This window comes from Nocardia pseudobrasiliensis NBRC 108224 (genome assembly GCF_001613105.1).
GTDB lineage: Bacteria > Actinomycetota > Actinomycetes > Mycobacteriales > Mycobacteriaceae > Nocardia > Nocardia pseudobrasiliensis.
In genome coordinates this window covers 58,936-79,080 of record NZ_BDBS01000043.1, presented here as the reverse complement: position 1 = coordinate 79,080, position 20,145 = coordinate 58,936, and the positions used below count along the sequence as shown (strand labels likewise).

At 67.5% G+C, this 20,145-nt stretch carries 20 protein-coding genes; 9 read left to right on the top strand and 11 right to left on the bottom strand.

Translation table 11 applies throughout. The features are described 5' to 3' along the window. The first annotated feature begins 28 nt into the window (after nt 1-28). A complete protein-coding gene (locus NP4_RS30300; RefSeq protein WP_068005244.1) occupies nt 29-577 on the top strand; it encodes a peptide deformylase in 549 nt (182 codons plus the stop codon). A 1-nt stretch (nt 578) separates the two neighbouring features. Here the strand turns inward: NP4_RS30300 and NP4_RS30295 are convergent, their stop codons facing one another. Continuing rightward, nucleotides 579-1,133: a TetR/AcrR family transcriptional regulator gene (locus NP4_RS30295; RefSeq protein WP_068005243.1), complete on the bottom strand. Its 555-nt coding sequence runs from the start codon at nt 1,131-1,133 to the stop codon at nt 579-581. 100 nt (nt 1,134-1,233) lie between these two features. Between NP4_RS30295 and NP4_RS30290 the strand changes: the two genes are divergently transcribed. Both NP4_RS30290 and NP4_RS30285 read left to right on the top strand, forming a co-directional pair. Beyond that, complete coding sequence (locus NP4_RS30290; protein ID WP_245997087.1) at nt 1,234-2,097, top strand: SAM-dependent methyltransferase; 864 nt, start codon at nt 1,234-1,236, stop codon at nt 2,095-2,097. 85 nt (nt 2,098-2,182) lie between these two features. Then, the gene (locus tag NP4_RS30285; protein ID WP_211335769.1) at nt 2,183-3,739 is read left to right on the top strand and encodes a S10 family peptidase; all 1,557 of its coding nucleotides are present in this window, start codon (nt 2,183-2,185) and stop codon (nt 3,737-3,739) included. Here the strand turns inward: NP4_RS30285 and NP4_RS30280 are convergent, their stop codons facing one another. The 3 genes from NP4_RS30280 to NP4_RS41265 all read right to left on the bottom strand — a co-directional run bounded on the left by NP4_RS30280 (nt 3,740) and on the right by NP4_RS41265 (nt 4,476). Continuing rightward, nucleotides 3,740-3,997: a hypothetical protein gene (locus NP4_RS30280; RefSeq protein WP_068005241.1), complete on the bottom strand. Its 258-nt coding sequence runs from the start codon at nt 3,995-3,997 to the stop codon at nt 3,740-3,742. It lies immediately after the preceding gene. Nucleotides 3,998-4,180: 183 nt separating this feature from the next. Continuing rightward, a complete protein-coding gene (locus NP4_RS41270) occupies nt 4,181-4,339 on the bottom strand; it encodes a hypothetical protein (protein WP_156524954.1) in 159 nt (52 codons plus the stop codon). Next, nucleotides 4,336-4,476 (bottom strand): hypothetical protein, encoded by a 141-nt coding sequence (locus NP4_RS41265; RefSeq protein WP_156524953.1) that lies wholly within the window; start codon nt 4,474-4,476, stop codon nt 4,336-4,338. The genes NP4_RS41270 and NP4_RS41265 overlap by 4 nt, the downstream gene beginning before the upstream one ends. Nucleotides 4,477-4,717: 241 nt before the next feature. Between NP4_RS41265 and NP4_RS30275 the strand changes: the two genes are divergently transcribed. Both NP4_RS30275 and NP4_RS30270 read left to right on the top strand, forming a co-directional pair. Beyond that, a complete protein-coding gene (locus NP4_RS30275; protein WP_068005240.1) occupies nt 4,718-6,022 on the top strand; it encodes a polysaccharide pyruvyl transferase family protein in 1,305 nt (434 codons plus the stop codon). Further along, a complete protein-coding gene (locus NP4_RS30270; RefSeq protein ID WP_068005238.1) occupies nt 6,019-6,855 on the top strand; it encodes a glycosyltransferase family 2 protein in 837 nt (278 codons plus the stop codon). The genes NP4_RS30275 and NP4_RS30270 overlap by 4 nt, the downstream gene beginning before the upstream one ends. On the opposite strand, the gene NP4_RS30265 is transcribed toward NP4_RS30270, so the two are convergent. Continuing rightward, nucleotides 6,827-7,450 carry an MspA family porin gene (locus NP4_RS30265; RefSeq protein ID WP_068005236.1) on the bottom strand — a complete coding sequence of 208 codons (624 nt, stop codon included), beginning with the start codon at nt 7,448-7,450 and terminating at the stop codon, nt 6,827-6,829. The genes NP4_RS30270 and NP4_RS30265 overlap by 29 nt on opposite strands. 115 nt (nt 7,451-7,565) lie before the next feature. Then, nucleotides 7,566-8,675 (bottom strand): class I SAM-dependent methyltransferase, encoded by a 1,110-nt coding sequence (locus NP4_RS30260; protein WP_255285574.1) that lies wholly within the window; start codon nt 8,673-8,675, stop codon nt 7,566-7,568. Nucleotides 8,676-8,731: 56 nt separating this feature from the next. Between NP4_RS30260 and NP4_RS30255 the strand changes: the two genes are divergently transcribed. Further along, nucleotides 8,732-9,301, top strand: coding sequence for a dTDP-4-dehydrorhamnose 3,5-epimerase family protein (locus NP4_RS30255; RefSeq protein WP_068005233.1), 570 nt, complete (start codon nt 8,732-8,734; stop codon nt 9,299-9,301). On the opposite strand, the gene NP4_RS30250 is transcribed toward NP4_RS30255, so the two are convergent. Genes NP4_RS30250 through NP4_RS30235 form a run of 4 tightly spaced genes read right to left on the bottom strand, consistent with a single transcriptional unit; the run spans nt 9,285 to nt 12,980 of the window. Continuing rightward, nucleotides 9,285-10,313 carry an NAD-dependent epimerase/dehydratase family protein gene (locus NP4_RS30250; RefSeq protein WP_068005232.1) on the bottom strand — a complete coding sequence of 343 codons (1,029 nt, stop codon included), beginning with the start codon at nt 10,311-10,313 and terminating at the stop codon, nt 9,285-9,287. The two genes, NP4_RS30255 and NP4_RS30250, sit on opposite strands and share 17 nt — an antisense overlap. Before the next feature lie 2 nt (nt 10,314-10,315). Then, nucleotides 10,316-10,963 carry a PIG-L deacetylase family protein gene (locus tag NP4_RS30245; RefSeq protein WP_068005322.1) on the bottom strand — a complete coding sequence of 216 codons (648 nt, stop codon included), beginning with the start codon at nt 10,961-10,963 and terminating at the stop codon, nt 10,316-10,318. Then, entirely contained in the window at nt 10,957-11,745 is a 789-nt protein-coding gene (locus NP4_RS30240; RefSeq protein ID WP_068005231.1) for a sugar phosphate nucleotidyltransferase, read from the bottom strand. Before NP4_RS30240 ends, NP4_RS30245 begins: the two co-directional genes overlap by 7 nt. Then, nucleotides 11,742-12,980: a class I SAM-dependent methyltransferase gene (locus NP4_RS30235; protein WP_068005230.1), complete on the bottom strand. Its 1,239-nt coding sequence runs from the start codon at nt 12,978-12,980 to the stop codon at nt 11,742-11,744. The genes NP4_RS30240 and NP4_RS30235 overlap by 4 nt, the downstream gene beginning before the upstream one ends. A 505-nt stretch (nt 12,981-13,485) precedes the next feature. Here NP4_RS30235 and NP4_RS30230 point away from each other — a divergent pair. From NP4_RS30230 to NP4_RS30220, 3 genes are all read left to right on the top strand, one after another. Beyond that, entirely contained in the window at nt 13,486-14,973 is a 1,488-nt protein-coding gene (locus NP4_RS30230; RefSeq protein ID WP_068005320.1) for a sugar transferase, read from the top strand. Nucleotides 14,974-15,084: 111 nt separating this feature from the next. Beyond that, nucleotides 15,085-16,320, top strand: coding sequence for a cytochrome P450 (locus tag NP4_RS30225; RefSeq protein ID WP_245997082.1), 1,236 nt, complete (start codon nt 15,085-15,087; stop codon nt 16,318-16,320). Beyond that, nucleotides 16,317-17,054 carry a TetR/AcrR family transcriptional regulator gene (locus NP4_RS30220; RefSeq protein ID WP_068005226.1) on the top strand — a complete coding sequence of 246 codons (738 nt, stop codon included), beginning with the start codon at nt 16,317-16,319 and terminating at the stop codon, nt 17,052-17,054. Before NP4_RS30225 ends, NP4_RS30220 begins: the two co-directional genes overlap by 4 nt. On the opposite strand, the gene NP4_RS30215 is transcribed toward NP4_RS30220, so the two are convergent. Beyond that, complete coding sequence (locus NP4_RS30215; RefSeq protein WP_068005223.1) at nt 17,046-20,087, bottom strand: NACHT domain-containing protein; 3,042 nt, start codon at nt 20,085-20,087, stop codon at nt 17,046-17,048. The genes NP4_RS30220 and NP4_RS30215 overlap by 9 nt on opposite strands. Nucleotides 20,088-20,145 lie beyond the last annotated feature (58 nt).

The following is a 20,145-nucleotide window of genomic DNA, read 5'->3' as shown; positions in this document are numbered from 1 at the left end:
CTACTCGCATTTGAGTACTCTCGATCGTATGGCTGTGCATCCGATTCTCATCGCCGGTGATCCCCGACTCACGACTGCCGCCACCGCTGTCACCGAATTCGACAGGGAGCTGGCGCGGTTCGTGGCGGATCTGTTCGAAACGAATACGGCGGCGAACGGCGCGGGTCTGGCGGCCAATCAGATCGGCGATCCGCGTGCGGTATTCGTCTACGACCTGGTCGATGATGGTGTGCGACACCGGGGTTGCGTGGTGAATCCGATGCTGGAGACTGCTGAACTGCCCGAGACCATGCCCGATCCGGAGGCAGATCTCGAGGGATGTCTGTCGGTGCCGGGGGAGTGGTTTCCGACCGGGCGCGCGGACTGGGCGCGGGTGCGCGGAGTGGATGTGACCGGTGCGGAGGTCGTGGTCGAGGCGACCGGATATCTGGCGCGGTGCCTGCAGCACGAGACCGACCATCTGTCGGGGCGGCTGTATCTGGAACGGCTCATCGGGCGCAATCGGCGCGAGGCCCGACGAATGATCAAGGCGCACGGGTGGACTACACCCGGGCGCAGTTGGCTGCCCGGCGAGTGAGTCACATGCGGGCGACGATATCGAGGGCGATGCGGGTGGCGGCCGCGCGGCTGTGCTCGTCGTCGAGCTCCAGATCCCCCATCATCGACAGACTCCAGCTGATGGCCAACAGCGCCTGGCGGGCGTGGAAGACGGCCAGCGGGGTGTGGTCGGGTGCGGTCATGAGATCCGCCAGCACCCGGAACTGGTAGCGCAGGCTGGCGCCGATGCCGAGATCGCGGAAGGCGGACTGGTTTTCGGCCCAGAAGCGGATCATCTCCTTGCCGAGGCCGTGCAGCAGCACGCCGTAGCGCAGCACGATCTGCTCGGCGCGTTCGCTGCCCGGTGGAGTGGTCTCGGCCCAGCGCACGATCTCGTCGATGCCGCGGCGCAGATCCTCCGACAGGCTGGCGACGATGTCCTCTTTGGTGCGGAAGTGGTAGTAGAGCGCGGCTTTGGTGACCTGGAGGCGTTCGGCGATCTCGCGCAGCGAGGTCTTGTCGTAGCCGCGCTCGGCGAACAACTCCATCGCCACGGCGCGAATCCGCTCGCGGGTATCACTGCGTCGCCTGTCCATCGGCCCCTCTCATTTGCTTGACGACCGGCAAGTAGGAGCCTAGCGTCTGGCGTACGCGCGGATTACTAGCCGGGCGACAAGTTAATTCGAGGGAGGGGTCATGTTCGAGTCGGTGTCGAATGTGCCGGTGGACGGCATCGCGGTGACGGCGATCGGGGTGGCGGTCATTCGCGCGCGGGAGAGCGAGCGGGCGGATCGGTTGTACGAGGATCCGCTGGCCGGTGCGTTCGTGGCGGCGGCGCGGGCGGGGTTCGAGGCGGCACGGTGGGAGCAGATGCTGACCGTGGCCGATCAGTTCTACGAGGGGCGCACGGTCGGGGTGCGGTTGGTCGACGATCGGTTCCGGGAGGCGCTGGCGCGCGGGATCCGCCAGATCGTCCTGCTCGGTGCGGGTTTGGACACCCGGGCGTTCCGGATGGGATTACCGGCGGAGACGGCCGTCTTCGAGATCGACCTACCCGAGCTTTTCGCGTTCAAGGAGCCGGTGCTGCGGCAGGCGGGGGCCGTCCCGACGTGCGCGCGGCATGTTCTGATCGCCGATCTGGGCGGCGAATGGCGGAACGCGCTGTTGGACGGAGGGTTTCGGCCCGAGCTGCCGACATTCTGGGTGGACGAGGGCACCCTGGGCTCGCTGTCGCGGGACTGGAGCCGGGGCGTGGTGCGAACCCTCACCGATCTGTCGGCCGCCGGCAGCCTGTTCGGCACGGCCCGATTCGTGACTGTCCCCGACGGCGAGCCCTACCGCGGCCTGCGTCGCCTCGTGGCGGGCGCGTCCGAACCCGCCGCGAAAATCCCCGACGGTGTCCCGGAGTTCGACGCCGAGGGCTGGCTCGACGATCTCGGCTGGGCCACCGAGTTCCGCGCGTGGAACGATATGGTCGCCCCGCTCGGCCGTCCGGTCGCGGTGTCCGACCCCGGCACCGGCAGTATCGTCGCGGTGCGCCGATCGGTATCGCGTCCGTAACGGCCGACGCCGGGCCCGCGCGTCGAGCGTAGGCTTGAAACCCCTGGTTGTGCAGGGGATCCGGCGACGTAGGGGGTCGGTGCGGGTGAGTGGAGTCGTGGGTCCGTTTCTCGACGAGAGCGGCGATCAGCCTTTCTTCGATCCGGTCGTGTACGGCAACGGGCCGGACGACAGCGTCACCGATACCACCGAAACCGCGGCGGTGACGCATCATTCGATCACGATCGACGGGCGGGAGATCGTCTACACCGCGACCGCGGGCCATCTGGTCACGGTCGATCCGAGCAGTTCCGCCCCGAACGCGAAGATCTTCTACGTCGCGTTCACTCAGGACGGGCAGCGAGAGGAGACCCGGCCGGTCACCTTCTTCTACAACGGCGGGCCCGGCTCCTCGGCGGTGTTCGTGCTGCTGGGATCGTTCGCGCCGCGGCGGATCAAGACCAAGATGCCGGATTTCACGCCGCCCGCGCCCTATTCGATGGAGGACAATACCGACAGCCTGATCGATCGCAGCGATCTGGTCTTCATCAATCCGGTCGGCACCGGCTATTCCGCGGCGGTCGCGCCGCATCGGAATCGGGAGTTCTGGGGCACCGACGCCGATGCGAATTCGATCAAGGACTTCATCAAGCGGTATCTGACGAAGAACAACCGCTGGAACTCGCCGAAGTTCCTGTTCGGCGAATCCTACGGCACCGCGCGCAGCTGTGTGGTGGCCTACCGGCTGCACGAGGACGGCGTCGATCTGAACGGGGTGACGCTGCAGTCGTCGATCCTGGACTACCGCCAGGTCGGCAATCCGATCGGGCTGCTGCCGACCGCGGCGGCCGATGCCTGGTATCACAAGCGCCTCGGCATCGACCCGCCGCCGCCGGATCTGCCCGCCTTCGCGACCGAGGTGGAGCGGTTTTCCGTCGGACCGTATCTGCAAGCGCTGCAGGATTTTCCGAAATCCGATCCGGCGACAGTGGACCAGCTCGCGTCCTACACCGGCATCGACAAGAACACCCTGCTGTCCTGGAGTCTGTTCATCGGCTGGCCGTTTTTGACCGCATTGCTCGCGGATCGCAGCCGGGCGCTCGGCGCCTACGACGGGCGGGTCACCGGGATCGACTCCGGTATCGCGGGCAAGGTCGATCCGGCCTCGGGCGGTAACGATCCGACCATGGCCGCGGTCTCGGGCGTCTACACCGCGATGTGGAATCTGTACCTCAACGAGCAGCTGAAGTTCACCTCGAACTCGGCCTACACCGACCTCAACGACCAGGTCTTCCAGAACTGGGACTACACCCATGTCGATCCCACCGGCGCGAAGCAGGGTCCCGACGCGCTCTACACCGCCGCCGACCTGGCGGCGCTCATGGCCATCAATATCGATCTGAAAGTGTTGTCGGCCAACGGTTTCTACGACTTCGTGACCCCGTTCTTCCAGACCGTCCTGGATCTGCAGCAGATGCCGCTCGAGGATGCGACGGTCCGCGGGAACCTGCACATCCGCTTCTACCCCTCCGGCCACATGATCTACCTGGACGGCGCGTCGCGTACCGCGCTCAAATACGATCTGGCGTGGCTCTACGACACCGTGGTGAGCGACCGCGCGGCGCTGCGTCGCGTGCTCGCCCTGCAGGAGCGCATGCGCTAGCTACAGCGGAATCCACCCGGGCCACCACGACGGCGCACCGGCAACACAGTCCGAGGGGTAGTCGCCGCCGTGGAACCGCCACAGCGTGAGCCATACGACCAGTCCCGCCGCGACCACCGCGCCCGAACCGGCGAGAACCGTTGCGCCGCCGGTACTTCGCGCGAGCGCGTAGACACCCCCGCTGGCCGCGAGCGCGACGGCGAAGACGGCGGGCAGATGCAGCAGCACCAGCGCCGACCCGTTGGTCGTGGCGTTCACGCCGATATCGCCGGCCTGCCAGATGCGCCCGAGCAGCAGTACCGTCGCCCCCGCGGGCCACCGCGCTGGCGCTCACGCAGACGATGGGACCCCGTGGCCGCCATCAGTGGCCGTGCTCGATCTGCGGCACGGTCTTGCCGTCCTCCTTGGCCTGCTCCATTTTGTCGCGCGACCTTCAGGCCCTCACATCACCAGGGCGGTCTGTATATCGCCGCCTGAATTCGACGGTGCGGCGTGCATGAGATCGCCGATCTCCCGCAGTCGCGCGGAAACCGCTGGTATCAGGACGTCTTGAACGTTGACGGCCAACTTCGCGGCTTCGGCGACCGCCCGCAGCGTCACGCCCCAGTGAATCCAACTGGGGAGGAGCAGCGCCGCCGGGACCCCTCGATCCCGTTGAATCCGGCGGCCTGGCCGCCCGATCCGTGCAGCGTATCGGCCATGATGCCGAGTTTGGTCAGATCGGCTTGCGGTGTCATCGTCGAAAGCCCCCTTTCTACGAGAAAATTAACACCGGCACCGGCGGCGAGGAGCCCACGGCTCTGGTGCCGTAATCGGCCGGGGCGGCGAAGAGAACCGACCGGAACCCTTTGGTACCGAACGCATTTCGCAATATTGCGTAACGGGGTCGCGGCATGGTGCGATGGTGGTTCAGGTGGCAGTGCTGCTTCTCCGAAACCGATGAGCCGGTGGGGCCGGACGTGCGGAAGGAACGACAGAGTGGGGAAGTTCGGCGCCAGATCCGATGCCGCGGACATCCGAGTACTGGTCGAGAATGGTGAGTACTGGCTGCGTAACCGCGGCGATATCGCCATGATGGACGTGACCGTACGGCGGTTGCGGGAGCGCTGGCCGGATGCGCGGATCGGGATGCTCACCGATCAGCCGCGAATTCTGCGGGCCCTACTGCCGCAGGCGGAACCGATCTGCCTGGACAGCGGCGGGGATTGGCCCGGGACGCGGGCATGGGACCGGGCTGTGGGTGTGGCCGCGCTGCAGTGGCGGGCGCGCACCGACGGGCCGAAATCGTGGGTGCGCCGATTGCGGCGCGGTGGCGGCGGGTCCGCGGGCGAGCCGCCCGCACCGCCGTTGCCCGCGGCGGTCGCCGGGGCCTCGCTGGTGCTGGCGCAGGGCGGCGGCTACTTCACCGACGTCGACCGGTATCAGGCGCATCGCACGCTGAATCTGCTCGAATACGCTCAGGCCCACGGCATTCCGACGGCCATGATCGGACAGGGCATCGGGCCGATCGACGATCCGCAGCTGCTCGGTCGGGCCGCGAAGGTGTTGCCCGAGGTCGGATTCATCGCGCTGCGCGAGGGCCGCCGCGGTCCGGCGCTGCTGGCCGAACTGGGCGTGTCCGCGGATCGGATCCTGGTCACCGGCGACGACGCGGTGGAGCTGGCATATCGGCTGCGCACCGCGAGTATCGGCCCCGACCTCGGAATCTGTTTGCGCGTGGCCGATTACGCGCGTGTCAGTGTGGAGGCGCGGGCCGTGCTGGGCAGTACGGCGCGCGGGCTGGCGGCCGAATTCGACGCCGCCCTGTCGCCGCTGATCATCTCCGAATACGACTCCGAGGACCGGCGCTGCACCCTGCCGCTGCTCGCGGGTGCGGTGCGGACGCGGCGGCCGGTGGGTCGTGGCGCCACCGCGGCCGACGTCGCGCGGCAGGTCTCGCGCTGCCGGGTGGTCGTCACCAGCGCCTACCATCTGGCGGTTTTCGCGCTCTCCCAGGGCATTCCGGCGGTCGGCATCACTGCCTCGCGCTACTACGACGACAAATTCCACGGCTTGGCCGAAATGTTCGGCACCGGCCTGCGGGTGGTCGATCTGCGCGACGCCGCGCTGGGCCGCACGCTGACCGCGGCCATCCGTGAGCAGTGGGAGCAGGCGCCCGCACTGCGGGAGCCGTTGCGGCACAAAGCGATCGAACAGATCGATGCCGCCCGCTGCGGGCTGGACCGGATCGTCCGGCTCGTCGAGGGCGTACCGTCGACGGTTCCGGCCAAGGGGGACAGATGACCTCACTGTCGGTGTGCGTTCCGGCCTACAATGCCGCCCGCACCCTGGAGACCACGCTGCGCTCGATCCTCGACCAGGATGTCGAGGCCGAGATCGCGGTGCTCGACAATGCCAGCACCGATGCCACCTCGGCGATCGTGAACTCCTTCGACGATCACCGAATTCGACTGCACCGCAACGAGTACGTCCTCGACATCGGGGAGAACTGGAACAAGGCGATCGCGCTGTCGTCCGGTGAACTGGTGAAGGTGGTGTGCGCCGACGACATCCTGCTGCCCGGAGCGTTGAAGGCGCAGCTGGAGTTGATGGCCGATCGCGATATCGCGTGCAGCGCATCGAAATTCGAGGTGATCGACGAGGCGGGCGAGGTCGAGGAGACCGATCTGGGGCTGCCGGGTCTGCTGGGCCCGCAGCCCGCCCGGGCGCTCATGCGCACCATCGTGCGGCGCGGCCCGGCCGATTTCGGTCCGACCGCGGCGGCGATGTTCCGGCGCGGCGATTTCGAACGCGTCGGCGGCTTCCGCGGCGATCTGGTGTTCCCGATGGATGTGGATCTGTTCGCCCGCGTCTGTGAGTTCGGGCTGTTCTACGGAATGACCAATATCCTCGCGGCTTGGCGCAATTCGTCGTTCAACCTGTGCAGCAGCACCTCGACGGTATCCAAGCTCACCGAGATGGCGCGGTTCCACCACCGGCTCGGCCGCGAATATCCGGACCTGATCGCGACCTCCGATGTGTTGACCGGAGATCTGCGCCTGGTCGGACAGGCGGCCGAGCGGCTGCGGGTTCGTGCGGCGGGACTGTTCAGATGGTCGAGAGCGGACCGTAGGTGATCACGGTATCGCCCTGGTCGCTGACCACTTTCACATAGGGCCGGATGGTGGTCTGGCCGATCACGCCGGTGACGGTGCCGTGGAAGCCGGACATCTGGATGAAGCCCTCGGTCCCGGAGACGTCCCCGCCGGCGCAGTCGATGCTCTGGATGCCGGGACCGAAGCCGACCTCCACCTCGACCCCCAGCCGGGGAATCAGATCGAAGAAGTCCAGCTTCGGCGTATCACCGAGTTCGAGTTCCAGGCCGGGGGTCTGGTACTGGAACTTGATCTTGCCGTTGAGCGTGGCCGGGTAGCCGACCATGTAGCCGATGGTGATGTGCCCGTGCCACTTCTCGGCCTCGGGACCGGACACCTTGTAGCTGGCCCGGCCGTTGTGGAACCACTCACGGGTGAGCGGATTGCCGTCCAGCGGCGGGACGAAATTGATGTGGGTGTCCTCGGAGATCGCCTGGACGGTGCGTTGGCTGTGATCGACGATGCTGTTGGCGCTGTCGACCCCGGCATCGGCGATACCGGTTCCGGCGATCAAACCCGCTGCCGCGGCCGCGGCGACGGTGGTGCGCGCGAGCGCGCGCTGGGTCGTGTGCTTCATGGTTTGCGATTCCTCATCTACCGGCGCGTCGTGCCGGACGCGTCGTCCCTGTGTGTCATCTCCGCACCCACCCGGGTGCGGCCCCGATCTGTGGAACACCCCGCACGGCCGGTTCTCACGGCGGTTGCGGTATCTCCACCACCCAGCGCCCACGCAGGCTGGGCAGACTCTCCTCGACCTCGCGGGCGAGGTCGGGCAGGGTCAGTAAGATTCGATCCGGCTGTGCCGCAACGAGTTCGGCCGGACAGATGATCGGAATATCGGTGCCCGGCATGCGTCGACCCTGTTTGGTGAGCGAGGCGTCGGCAACACCGGCCAGCTGCGAGCGACGCAGACCGGCGCGGGCGAACAGCGCGACCGCGCGCGAGGCCGCGCCGTAGGCGTAGATCCGGTGATGGCGATCGGCCTCGTGGCCGAGCCAGTGACGCAGCGCCGCGGCCTGGCGATCGGCACTGTCCTGCAGGGGCGCCAGCGTCGCCGGATCGGTGAGCCCGGCCTCGGATTCGAGGATCTCGCGCACGCGCGGATCGGGCGTCACCGCCCGGTGCACGAATGCGACCAGTACCGTGCCGCCGTACAGATCGAATTCCCAGGCGGTGGCCGGATACAGTCCGGCCGCGGCGAACAGCTCGCACAGGGCGGTCAGCGAGTAGTAGGCGAAGTGGCCGTGGCGCAGCGCGTTCCACTGGCGCTGCGCGAGAATCGCGGCCAGCGAATGGAATTGCAGTAGCAGCACCCCGCCCGCGCGGACCGCGGCCGCGCGCTCGGCCGCGGCGGCGCGTTGGTCGGGCGCGTGCATGATGCCGAAGCTGTCCACCACGATATCGGCCGGGGCGTGCGCGATTTCGAGGCAGCCGTGGGCGGCGAGCAGCGGCAGCCAGGTGCCGCCGTGCGGACTGCCGAATTCGCGAACCGTGCGTCCGCGCAGCATGCCCGTGGCGGCGATACGCCGGACCGCGTCGGCGGCCTGTTCGCGCAGCGCCCGCGGTTCGACGCCGCGCGGTTCGTCGGTGACCGTATCGTCCTCGGCCAGCTGGGCCAGTCCGCAGCGCTCGCACAGCGCCATCGCCAGGGCGTGTAGGGGGTCGGCGTCGAATGATTCCTCGCGGTGCGGAAAATGATCGGCCGCGGGCATTTCGCCCAGATCCAGCACGGTGCGCAGCATCGTCGAACCGCAGGCCCGACAGCCCGCGACGGCGGGGGGAGACGTTTCGGAACGGTTCACGGCGTCGCCTCGCCATTCGCTCGCTCGGCGCATCCGTCGCGTGACACCATGGCCTGGTGCTCATCGAACCGGCCGAACTGGCGGACGTCCTGGTGCTGACCCCGCAACCGCATCGCGACGAAAGAGGTTTGTTCACACGCACTTTCGACGCGCAGGAATTCGACGCCCGGCTGGGTGTCGCCGGGGCCGCGGCGGCCTTCGTGCAGGATTCGCAGTCGCGTTCGGTGCGCGGGGTGGTTCGCGGTCTGCACGGCCGGTCCGGGCGCGGCGAGGCGAAGCTGGTGCGCTGCGCGCACGGCGCGGTGTACGACGTGCTGATCGATATCCGTCCGGATTCGCCCACCTTCGGAGGCTGTCAGGCATTCCTGCTGGACGACAACGACTTTCGCACTCTGTACGTCCCGCCGGGGTTCCTGCACGGATTCCAGGCGCTGACCGAGGTCGCCGACGTGTGCTACCGCATCGACCGCCCGCACGATCCGGCCGAGGACCTGGCGGTCGCCCACGACGATCCCGAACTGGCCATCGCCTGGCCGAGCCCGATCACCGTCGTCTCGGCCCGCGACCGCGCCGCGGGCAGTTGGGCCGCACTGCGCGCCGCCGGGCACCTCACGCCCCGATCGTGAGGCGGCGCAGCGAATCATCCAGTGCGCCGGTGTCTTTGAGCTCGCGCAGCTGAGCCAGTCGGGTGAAGCGCGAGTGGAAATCCGCGGCGGTGAGCCCGCGCGCGCGGTACTCCCGCGCCAGCTCGACCGCGCCCGCGGCCACACTCCACTCCGCCCGGAAGTTCAGTTCGGCGCGCGCCCGGGAGAAGTCGACCCGGTAGGAGCGCGGATCCGAGCCGGTCTCGCCGGTGATGGCGAGCGTGGCGCCGGGAACCGCCTCGACCACCGCCTGGGCGATCTGCGCGACGGTCAGATTGTTCGATTCGTCGCCGATATTGTAGGCGCGCGCGGAGATTCGCTCGGCGGGCGCGGTGAGGCAGGCCGCGAAGGCGGCGGCGATATCGGCGGCGTGCACGAGCGGACGCCACGGTGTGCCGTCCGACAGCACCCGCACCTCACCGGTCAGTACCGCGTAGCCGACCAGATTGTTGAGCACGATATCGGCGCGCAGCCGCGGCGAGAAGCCGAAGGCGGTGGCATTGCGCAGGAATACCGGGCAGAACCCGGAATCGGCGAGCGCGGCGACATTGTCTTCGACCCGCACCTTGCTCTCCGCATAGGGCGTGAGCGGTCGCAGTGGCGCGTCCTCTCCGACGAGCCCGTCCCCGGCCGCACCGTAGACCGAACACGTCGAGGCGTACAGGAACCGTCGCACCCCGGCGGCCTTGGCCAGTTCGGCCAGCCGCACCGAGGCGTGATAGTTGATGTCGTAGGTGATCTGCGGGGCCAGCGCGCCGAGCGGATCGTTGGACAGCGCCGCCAGATGCACCACCGCGTCGAATCCGGCCAGATGTTCGGCGGTCAGTTCGCGCAGATCGGCGGTGACGCCCGGCGGATCGGTCGGGGCCTCGCCGAGTACGCAGTCGGCGAAGTAGCCGATGTCCAGCCCGGTCACCTCGTGTCCGGCCGCGGCGAGCACGGGCGCCATGACCGTGCCGAGATATCCCTGATGTCCGGTGAGCAGAACCCGCATGGTCACTTACCTCCGAAGACGACGGCGGCCTTATCGATCACGAATGCCTCGGCGTAGCGGGCGCGGCACTGCACACCGCGCAGCCGGGCCAGCCCGAGGAAGGACTGTTCGTCGAACCAGTCCCGATCCCGCTGGGAGGGATAGTGTTTGATCAACAGCTCCGCCTTGCGCAGCGCGATCTGCGTGCTGAGCGGATGAAACAGCGTGGGCCGCGGCGTATCGGTCTCCCACTTGAGGATCTCGTAGCCGAGCACCAGCTGATCGCGGAATTCGGTGGGCACCAGCTCGGCGAGCAGCCGGTGATCCTGATGGGCGTCGCCGGGCTGCGGGGCGAACACCAGATCCGGTGCGCCGCGGCGGCTCAGCTCGTGCACCGCGGACTTGGCGATACCCCAGTGGGACGGGGTGCGCCCGTCCGGCAGCGTCAGCACGGTCAGTTCGAGATCGGCTCCGGGGCAGAAGGATTCGAGCGCGGCCCGCTCCTCGGACGCGCGGTCGGTATCCCCGCCGCACAGCACCAGCGCCCGGACCCGCAGTCCGGGCGTCGCCTCGGCGAGGGTCAGCAGTGTGCCGCCCGCGCCGATCGCCAGATCGTCGCAGTGCGCGCCGACCAGCGCGATCTCGTGCACGTCGCCGCGCAGGCTCAGCATGCGGCCCGGCTCCGCTCCCACACCATCCACGGCCGCTGCCCGGAGTGGTAGGCGGCGTCGAGTTCGGCGCGCTCCTTGAAGGTGTCGGCCGGTTTCCAGAAGCCCAGATGCTGATAGCCGACCAATCGGCCCTGCGCGGCCAATGCGCCGCAGGCGTCCTCGACCAGATCACCGCCGGGCGGCAGCAGATCGAAAACCTCCTGGGTGAGGACGAAATAGCCCCCGTTCTCCCAGATCGGCAGGCGTGAGACCGGCGTGATGTGCTCGACGCTGCCGGCGGCGTCGACATCCACGCAGTGGAACGACGACTGCGGCGGCACGATCATCATCGAGGCGGCCGCGCCCGCGGAGACGGTCTTGTCGATCATCTCGTCCAGCGGCGCGTCGGTGAGCACATCGGCGTAGTTGGCGAGGAAGTAGCGCTCCCCGGTCAGATGTTCGCGCACCCGGCGCAGGCGTTCGCCGATGGCCGATTCCAGACCGGTATCGACGAAGGTGATGGTCCAGTCGCTGATATCGGAGGCCAGCAGCTCCACCTGCCCGCCTCGGATGACGAAGTCGTTGGACACCGACTCCTGATAGGTCAGGAAGAAGTTCTTGATGTGGGCCGCGCCGTAGCCCAGGCACAGTACGAAATCCTTGTGCCCGTAATGCGCGTAGTAGCGCATGACGTGCCAGATCAGCGGCCGCGGCCCGACCAGCTGCATGGGCTTGGGTACCGGATCCTCGGTGCCGCCGCGCATGCGCATGCCGTAACCGCCACAGAACAGAACGACTTTCACGAATAACTCCCTGCGGGTTCCACGCGATGCAATGTGGGCAGCGGATACACCAGCTCCGCGCCCCACGAGCCGATATGCCGCAACTGCGCGGTGATCTCGGCTTCGAGATTCCACGGCAGCACCAGCACCACATCCGGCCGATCGTCCTCGAGGCGTTCGGGGGCCAGAATCGGAATTCGGGTGCCGGGGGTGTAGCGGCCGTGCTTGTACGGGTTGCGATCCACGGTGTAGGGCAGTAGATCCGGCCGGATGCCGCAGTAGTTGAGCAGTGTGTTGCCCTTGCCGGGCGCACCGTAGCCGACCACCCGCCGCCCCTCGGCGCGACAGTCCAGCAGGAAGCGCAGCAGCTCCTGGCGCACCCGTTCGGCGCGCGGTCGCAGCCCGGAATAGCCTGCGACACTGTGTAATCCGGCCTCGGCCTCGACACGCAGCAGATCGGCCACCCGCGGACGGACCTGCGCGACCGGCCGGGGCCGCGCCCAGACCCGCAGCGATCCGCCGTGGGTGGGCAGCAGTTCCACGTCGACCACGGTCAGCCCGGCGGTGGCCAGGGCGGCCTGGATCGACAGGACCGTGTAGTACTGGAAATGTTCGTGATAGATGGTGTCGAACTGGCCCAGCCGCACCAGATTCAGCGCGTGGTGCACCTCGATAGACAGCCAGCCGTCGTCGGCGAGCAGTTCGCGCAGCGCGCGGGTGAAATCGCGCAGATCCGGGACATGGGCGTAGACATTGTTGGCCACCACCAGATCCGCCGGACCGTGTTCGGTGCGGATGTCCTTGGCCAGTTCCTCGGTGAGGAACGCGGTGACCGTCGGCACGCCCTTGTCGCGGGCGGCCGCCCCGACATTGACCGACGGCTCGATGCCCAGACAGCCCACCCCGGCGTCGACCATGTGCTGCAGCAGGTAGCCGTCGTTGCTGGCCACCTCCACCACGAACGAGTCAGGGCGCAGCGCCAGCTCCGTGATCGCTTGATCGACAAACGCTTTCGCGTGCCGGACCCAGCTGTCGGAGTAGGAGGAGAAGTAGGCGTACTCGGTGAACGTCTCCGCGGGGGTGATCAGCGCGGGCAGCTGCAGCAGCAGACAATCCGCGCACACCCGCAGATGCAGCGGGAAGGTCGGCTCGGGAAGATCGAGTTCGGCTGCGGTGAGGAACTTTTCGCAGGGCGGTGTGGCGCCCAGATCGACCACGCTCACCAGACGTTCGGAGTCACACAGACGGCAACGCACGAGAGAATTCCCCCACCTTTCGCAGGGTCGGAATCGTCGGCGGAACCGCCGATACGAACTGCACGTCGACGTCGACTGTCGTTACGTTACAACACCTTTCACCGGCGACGCGCCGAGATTGAGAGGACCTTCCCGCGAATTCCGGTCGGTATTTATTCGCGCAAACCCGGCAGTATTCCAGGAGCTACTCCGCAAATCCTCGGAATGAAAGACTCACACAGGGTTTCGGGGCCGACTGGACGGTCGCACCTGCGGGTACGTCGGTAAGGTCCGAATGGGGGTGTGTGAGAAGGAACCGGTTGCCACTTTCTGGGCTATCTCCGGGATACGTTGGCCCCGAGCGCATTCGGCGCACACGGCCGCACGTACCCCAGTAACATTCGGCTTCTGGTCGGCGAAACATCGTCGAACCCATCGGGTGTCATGGTCTTGAATCCCATGGGGAACCGGTCAGCGGGGATCGGAACGGGAACCGAGTTCTCCCATGGGGGAGGTGCGTTCATTCATGAGTTTCGAACTCCGCGCGGGTACTCCCGCGCGCGCAGCGGCGCGGCCACGCTCCGAACGAGAGCGATGGCAGAGCGAATACGTTCGGCGGCTGTGGATCGGCGATCTCGTGGTCGTCGGCCTGGCCGTCGCCGCCGCGCAGGTGATTCGCTTCGGCGGGCCCGCGGATCCGCCGTTGGCCATGCGATTACCCGGGGAGGTGCGCTACACCGCGGTCTCGCTGCTGCTCGGGGTCGTGTGGGCGGGCCTGCTGGCCGCGGCCGGGACCCGCTCACCGCGCGTGATCGGCTGCGGCACAGAGGAATACCGTCGAATCGTCGCGGCGACGCTGAAGCTGTTCGGCGTGGTCGCGATCGGCTCGCTGATCGTCGGCTTCGATATCGCTCGCGGTTATCTGGCCATCGCGCTCCCGCTGGGGGTGGTGGGCCTGATGGTGCAGCGGCGGCTGTGGCGCGGCTGGGTCGCCAGACGCCGGGTGGCGGGCGGATATTCGACCCGCGTACTCGTGGTCGGCAGCCGCAGCTCGGCCACCGCTATGGTCGCCGCGTTCTCGCGCGAACTGACCTCCGGCTATCAGGTGGTAGGGGTCTGTACACCCGACGGCTCCGCACCGGATCTGAGTGTGGACAAACGAACCGTTCCCGTTGTGGGAGACGATCGTTCGGTGCTCGAGGCGGTGCGGCGCACGGGTGCGGACACCGTGGCGGTGACCGCCACCGACAATCTGGGCCCGGCCGATTTCCGGTACATGGCCTGGGAGCTGGCGCCGCTGGGGGTGGAGCTCATCGTCGCGCCGGGGCTGGTCGATATCGCCGAGACCCGGCTCACCCATCGGCTGGTCGCCGATATGCCGATGCTGCACGTCGGACGGCCGCAGTACAGCCGGGCCGGTTCGATCGGCAAGGGCGTGTTCGACTTCTGCTTCGCCGCGGCGGCGCTGCTGGCCATCGCGCCGATGCTGATCGGCATCGCGGCCGCGGTCAAACTGACCAGTCCGGGGCCGGTGTTCTATCTGTCGGAGCGAATCGGCCGGGACGGCAAGCCGTTCCGGATGGTGAAGTTCCGCAGTATGTTCGCCGACGCCGACGCTCACGTCGGCGCGCTGATCGATGCCAACGGCGGCAATCCGCTGTTCTTCAAGCTGCGCGAGGATCCGCGCATCACGCCCGTGGGCCGGGTGATCCGCAAGTACTCCCTCGACGAGCTGCCGCAGTTCTTCAATGTGCTGCGCGGCGATATGAGCGTGGTGGGCCCGCGTCCGCAGGTGCGTCGCGAGGTCGACTCCTACGACGGCATGATGCGGCGGCGGCTGCTGGTCAAACCCGGCGTGACCGGGCTGTGGCAGGTCAGCGGGCGTTCGGATCTGTCGCTCGAGGATTCGGTACGACTGGATCTGTCCTATGTGGAGAACTGGTCGATGGTGCTGGATCTGCTGCTCATCGCGCGGACGATCGGCGTGGTCACGCGCGGGGACGGCGCCTATTGATCCGCCGTCAATGCCCCCGGCGACGTTTGTGAACGATATTTACTAATACCCGTTCACAAATGGGTTGTGATGTGGTTCACTCCTCTGGAACGTGTTCCAAAGGAGGTTCCCGTGTCAGCACCGTCCCTGCCCTCGATCCCCGCCGGGTTCGATTTCACCGATCCGGATCTGTGGGCCACCAGGCTGCCGATCGAGGAGTTCGCCGAACTGCGCCGCACGGCGCCGGTGTGGTGGAACCCCCAGCCGGCCGGGGTCAGCGGTTTCGACGACGGCGGCTATTGGGTCGTCACCAAACTCGATCACATCAAGGAGATCTCCAAGCATCCCGAGATCTTCTCCTCGACCGCGAATTCGGCGATCATCCGGTTCAATCCGGACATCACGCGCGCGGAGATCGACATCCAGGCCGGACTGTTGATCAATATGGATCCGCCGGTGCACACCAAGAGCCGGCGCATCATCTCCAAGGGCTTCACCCCGCGCGCGGTGGAGAGCCTGCGCGCAGCGCTGACCGAGCGCGCCGAACGCATCGTGCACGAGGCGCGCAAGAACGGCGGCGGGGATTTCGTCCAGCAGGTGGCCTGCGAGCTGCCCCTGCAGACGATCGCCGAACTGGTCGGCATCCCGCAGGAGGATCGGCACAAGATCTTCGAGTGGACCAATCACATGATCTCCTACGACGATCCGGACTTCGACGGCGATTTCCGGATGGCCAACGCGCAGATCATGGGCTACGCCTACAACCTGGCCGAGGAGAAGCAGCGGTGTCCGGTGAACGACATCGCCTCCACGCTGCTGCAGGCCGACCGCGACGGTGAGGCGCTGAACTCCGAGGAGTTCGCCTGGTTCGTGATCCTGCTGTCCACCGCGGGCAACGAGACCACGCGCAATGCCACCACCCACGGTATGAAGGCCTTCGTCGACAATCCCGAGCAGTGGGAGCGCTACCGGGCCGAGCGGCCGCGCACCGCGCCGGACGAGATCGTCCGCTGGGCCACCCCGGTCACCGCGTTCCAGCGCACCACCACCTGCGATACCGAGATCGGCGGCACTCCGATCAAGAAGGGGCAGCGCGTCGGACTGTTCTACGCCTCGGCCAATTTCGACGAGGATCACTTCGAGCGGCCCTTCGAATTCGACGTGATGCGCAATCCCAACCCGCACGTGGGCTTCGGCGGCACGGGCACGCACTACTGCCTCGGCGCGAATCTGGCCCGGCTGCAACTGGATCTGATCTTCAACGCGATTGCCGACGTGATGCCCAACCTGCGCCAGATTTCCGAGCCCAAGCGGCTACGCTCGGGATGGTTGAACGGCATCAAGAGCTGGCAGGTCGCATACGAATGACGATTCCGGCGCGCAGGGGCCGGGCGCCCGCGGTCAACGACGCGGACATCCGGCGGGTGGCCAGGGCGCTCCTGGTCGATCAGGGTCCCGAGGCGGTGACCCTGCGCGCGATCGCGCGGGAGCTCGGCATCACCGCTCCCGCGCTCTACCGCTACTACGGTTCGCGCGACGATCTGCTGGCCACCCTGCGCTCGGATGTCTGCGACGATCTGGCCGTGGATCTGACCGCCGCCCACGACGGCGCACCCGACGATGCCGGGGTCCGGTTCTTCGCGGTGCTGCGCGGTTTCCGGCAGTGGGCGCTGACCCACTCGCGCGAATTCACCCTGGTGTTCGCCTCGCCCGCCGGCCCCGGAACGCCCAGTGCCATGCGCCAGTTCGGCGAACCGGTGGGTCGGCTGTTCCTGGCGGCGGCGGGCCGATTACTCACCGAATACGAGATCGTCACCCCGCCTACCGAATTCATCCCCGACGGTCTGCGCGGGGATCTGGTCGCCTTCCAGACCGAACTGCTGCGCGTGCTGTCGGAGTCGGGGGTGAAGTTTCCCGCCGAGAAGCTGAACCTCGGCATCAGCTACGTCATGATCCAGTCCTGGGCCCGGCTCTACGGACATGTGACCCTCGAGGCGTTCGGCAACTATCCGCTGATGGTGACCGATCCGGACGCGCTGTTCGATGCGACGCTGGGTGATATCGCGACCTCGATCGGGTTGGGGGACAGCGGATCACGCTGAATGCCGGGACGCGGCGCGGCGGTGGGCGTGGATGACGCGACGGAACGGGTTGTTGCTCTCCCGGTCCAGCCGTCGGGCGAGGCTGCCGAGCAGGACGATCGCCATCAGCGTCGCGGCGAGCACCACGGCCGACAATCGCGAGCCGAACCAGGACACAATGGTCTGCACCCCGGCGACGGCGAAGCCCACGAAGCACAGCAGATCGGCCAGGGCCGCCAGCACCGCGGGTAGGAACCAGTCCCCGAAGTCCCACTCGTCCAACAGGATGAAGACGACGAAGGCCACGGTCCAGCCCGCGGCCATGAGCAGGATGGTCCAGGCCAGACCGACCGTAGCCCACGGCCAGGTGTGCGTGACGGTCGCGATCATCCGGTAGATTCCGGCCCCCATGGTCGCGAGGACGGCGGCGGTCAGCAGCGTCACCCAAGCGAAATGCAGTTCCCGGGTGCGATGTTCGGTGTCGCGGGCCGCGCGTGACCATTGACTCGCCCGTTCGGCGTCGTCATACGGGCGGTTGGCCGGAAAGATGACCAGCACCTCGAACAGCGCCTGGCGCACCGCCTTCGGCATGGCCTTCAGCATGCGGATGCGGGCTCGCGGCGTGGGCAGATCGCGCAGGTAGGCAATGACCCGTTCCGGGGCGACCGGGGTGTGCCGGGTGCCGACCGGACCGTAGCGCTCGCGCTCGTAGACGGCGTGTTCCTGGGGTGCGACCGATTGCAGATACTGTGAGAAGCCCTCCCTCGGGGTGCGCAGCAGCATCAGGCTGGCGAGCAGGATCGCGATCCGCGGATCGACGCGCTCGGCCAGATGTGACGGCGGCTCCGACTGATCGGCCAGGAACGCGATGCGCCCCACCAGCTGTGCCAGGCGTCCGTGCGGCTCGTCGGTGAACGGAGCCCAGGCGTTGTCCACCGCCGAATAGTCGCCTTTGCGGTCGCCCAGCGGCGCTCGGTCGGCGAGGGCGGACTCGACGGTGAACCGGCGCAGGCGTACTGCCAGCCACCACGCGGCCCGTACCCGTGTCGGCTCGGTGCGCTCGCGCCGATCCCAGAGGAATCCGGCGAGGGCGATCGCGGCGCTCGGTGTGCCGATGTCGCCGAGAATGTCCAGCGCCCACAGCCTGCCCCGCTCGGCGGCCTCGGTCAGTGCCGGGACCGCGGTATCGCCCATCGACCGCAAGCCCTGAGCGATGCGTGTGCTGTCGGGAACGCGCACGGCGAGGCGTACGAGGAATTCGGCGGCGTCGGCGCGGCCGGATCGGGCGAGTGCGAGAATGGCGGCGCCGAGATGGGTTTCGGCGTACTCCTCGAGGCGGGCGCGTACGAGTCGTCCGCGTTCGGTATTGCGCCCCGCCAGCGAACCGAGCGCGGCGATGGTGGAATTGAGCTCCGAAATATGCTGGGCCGTAGGCAATTGCGCGAGAAAGTGGGCGACGATGCGGTCGGCGAGATCCTCGGCGATCTCGCTCGCCTCGGCCAGACATTCCAATGCGAGTACCCGATGTTGCGCGTCCTCGGCGGCGAACAGCGGTTCCACCACGGCGGTCGCGTCGGTGCCGTCCAGGCCGCACCAGAAACTGACGGTGTCGTGCCAGAAGGCGGGATCGGACCGGTATCCGGCGAGCAGGCGATCGACGCCGGTCGGTCCTGCCAGGGCGCGGGCGGTGAAGTACTCCTGAAAGCTGCGGTGCGGGAACCAGTATCGGTCCCCGGCGTCGGAGCCGATCAGCATCTGGCTGCGATCGAGCAGATCGCGCAGCAGTTCGCGGCCGTATTCGAGGCGCAGGTCCAATGCGGTGAGGGTATTGGTGATGGTCTTGCGCAGGCGTTCTCGCTCGATGATGAGCCGGTCGCCGTTGGGTGCGGGTTCCTCGGTCATGGTCAGCGCCACCCGCCGCAGCACCGCGAGTTTGTCGCCCGGTTCGTACGGGGAGGCGCGTTCGCCGCGGTCCAGCAGCAGGTCCCGGGTGATCATATGATCGGTGACCCGGGCGTAGAACGCGGCGCGAGAGGTCGGCAGAGTGCGGCCGCGGCGGACCAGACTGCCGGTGTAGAGGTCGGCGAGCAGATTCAACAGCAGCGGGGTGCGGGCCAGCTGATGCAGTTGCGGGCTCTGCCGGATTCGATCGAAAAAGCTTTCGGCCGTACCTAATTCGGTCTTCTCCGACTCGCTGAGCCCGCCCTGCGGTGCGCGTTCGATTGTCAGCCACAGGTCGAGGAAGCGCAGGATCGACGAATCGTCGAAGCCCGCGATGGTGACCCGCTCGAAATTGCCCAGGGCGCCGGTGTACGCGGATTCGCGACAGGTGACCATCACCGCATTGGTACCCACGCCGCCCGCGTGGTCCTCGCGGAAGGTCTCCAGCTCGGCCATCACGGCGGACTGCTGATCGGTGGCGACCTCGTCGAGGCCGTCGAAAATCACGCGCAGCGCGCCGTCGTCGAGTCTGCGCGCCACGAATTCACGCGCTCGCGTGTCGTCGCGGTCGCGGGGGAGCCGGAAGCGCTGGGCGATCAGGCCGATCAGGTCGATGTCGCCGGTGCAGCGGTGCAACTCTACCAGCACCGGAATCTGCTGCGCGGCACGAGCTTTGCGCGGCAGCTCGGCCCAGCGCAGCAGCAGATACTTCGACAGCAGCGATTTGCCCGCCCCGGCCTCGCCGAGCAGTAGCACCGCTCGTTCGCGAAGCACCTTGCGTCGCAGGTCGTGGCGGCGTCCGCCGTATTCGTACTGCAGCGCCACATACAGCGACTCCACATCGATGCGCCGCTGCCGGGTGAGCACATGCCTGCCGTACCGATCGGGTATGCCCGCGCGATAGCGGGTGATCCGCTTGTCCTCGCTGAGCACCAGCGCGATTCGGTCGGCCGCCCGGCGAGGCAGCGCGGTGAGCAATCCGTAGAGACCCTCGCCTAGTTTGTCCGCGAGTTTGGTCAGGGCGATCGTCGCCACCCCCGCCAGTACGACCCCGCCGAAGATGCCACCGAGCAGTTCGGTGAGTCCCCCGGAGATCAGATCCTCCGCCGCCACGGAAAAATGCTAGGACGGCGCGGCCGTCGCCGATACGAAAATGGGGCACAACGGGTTA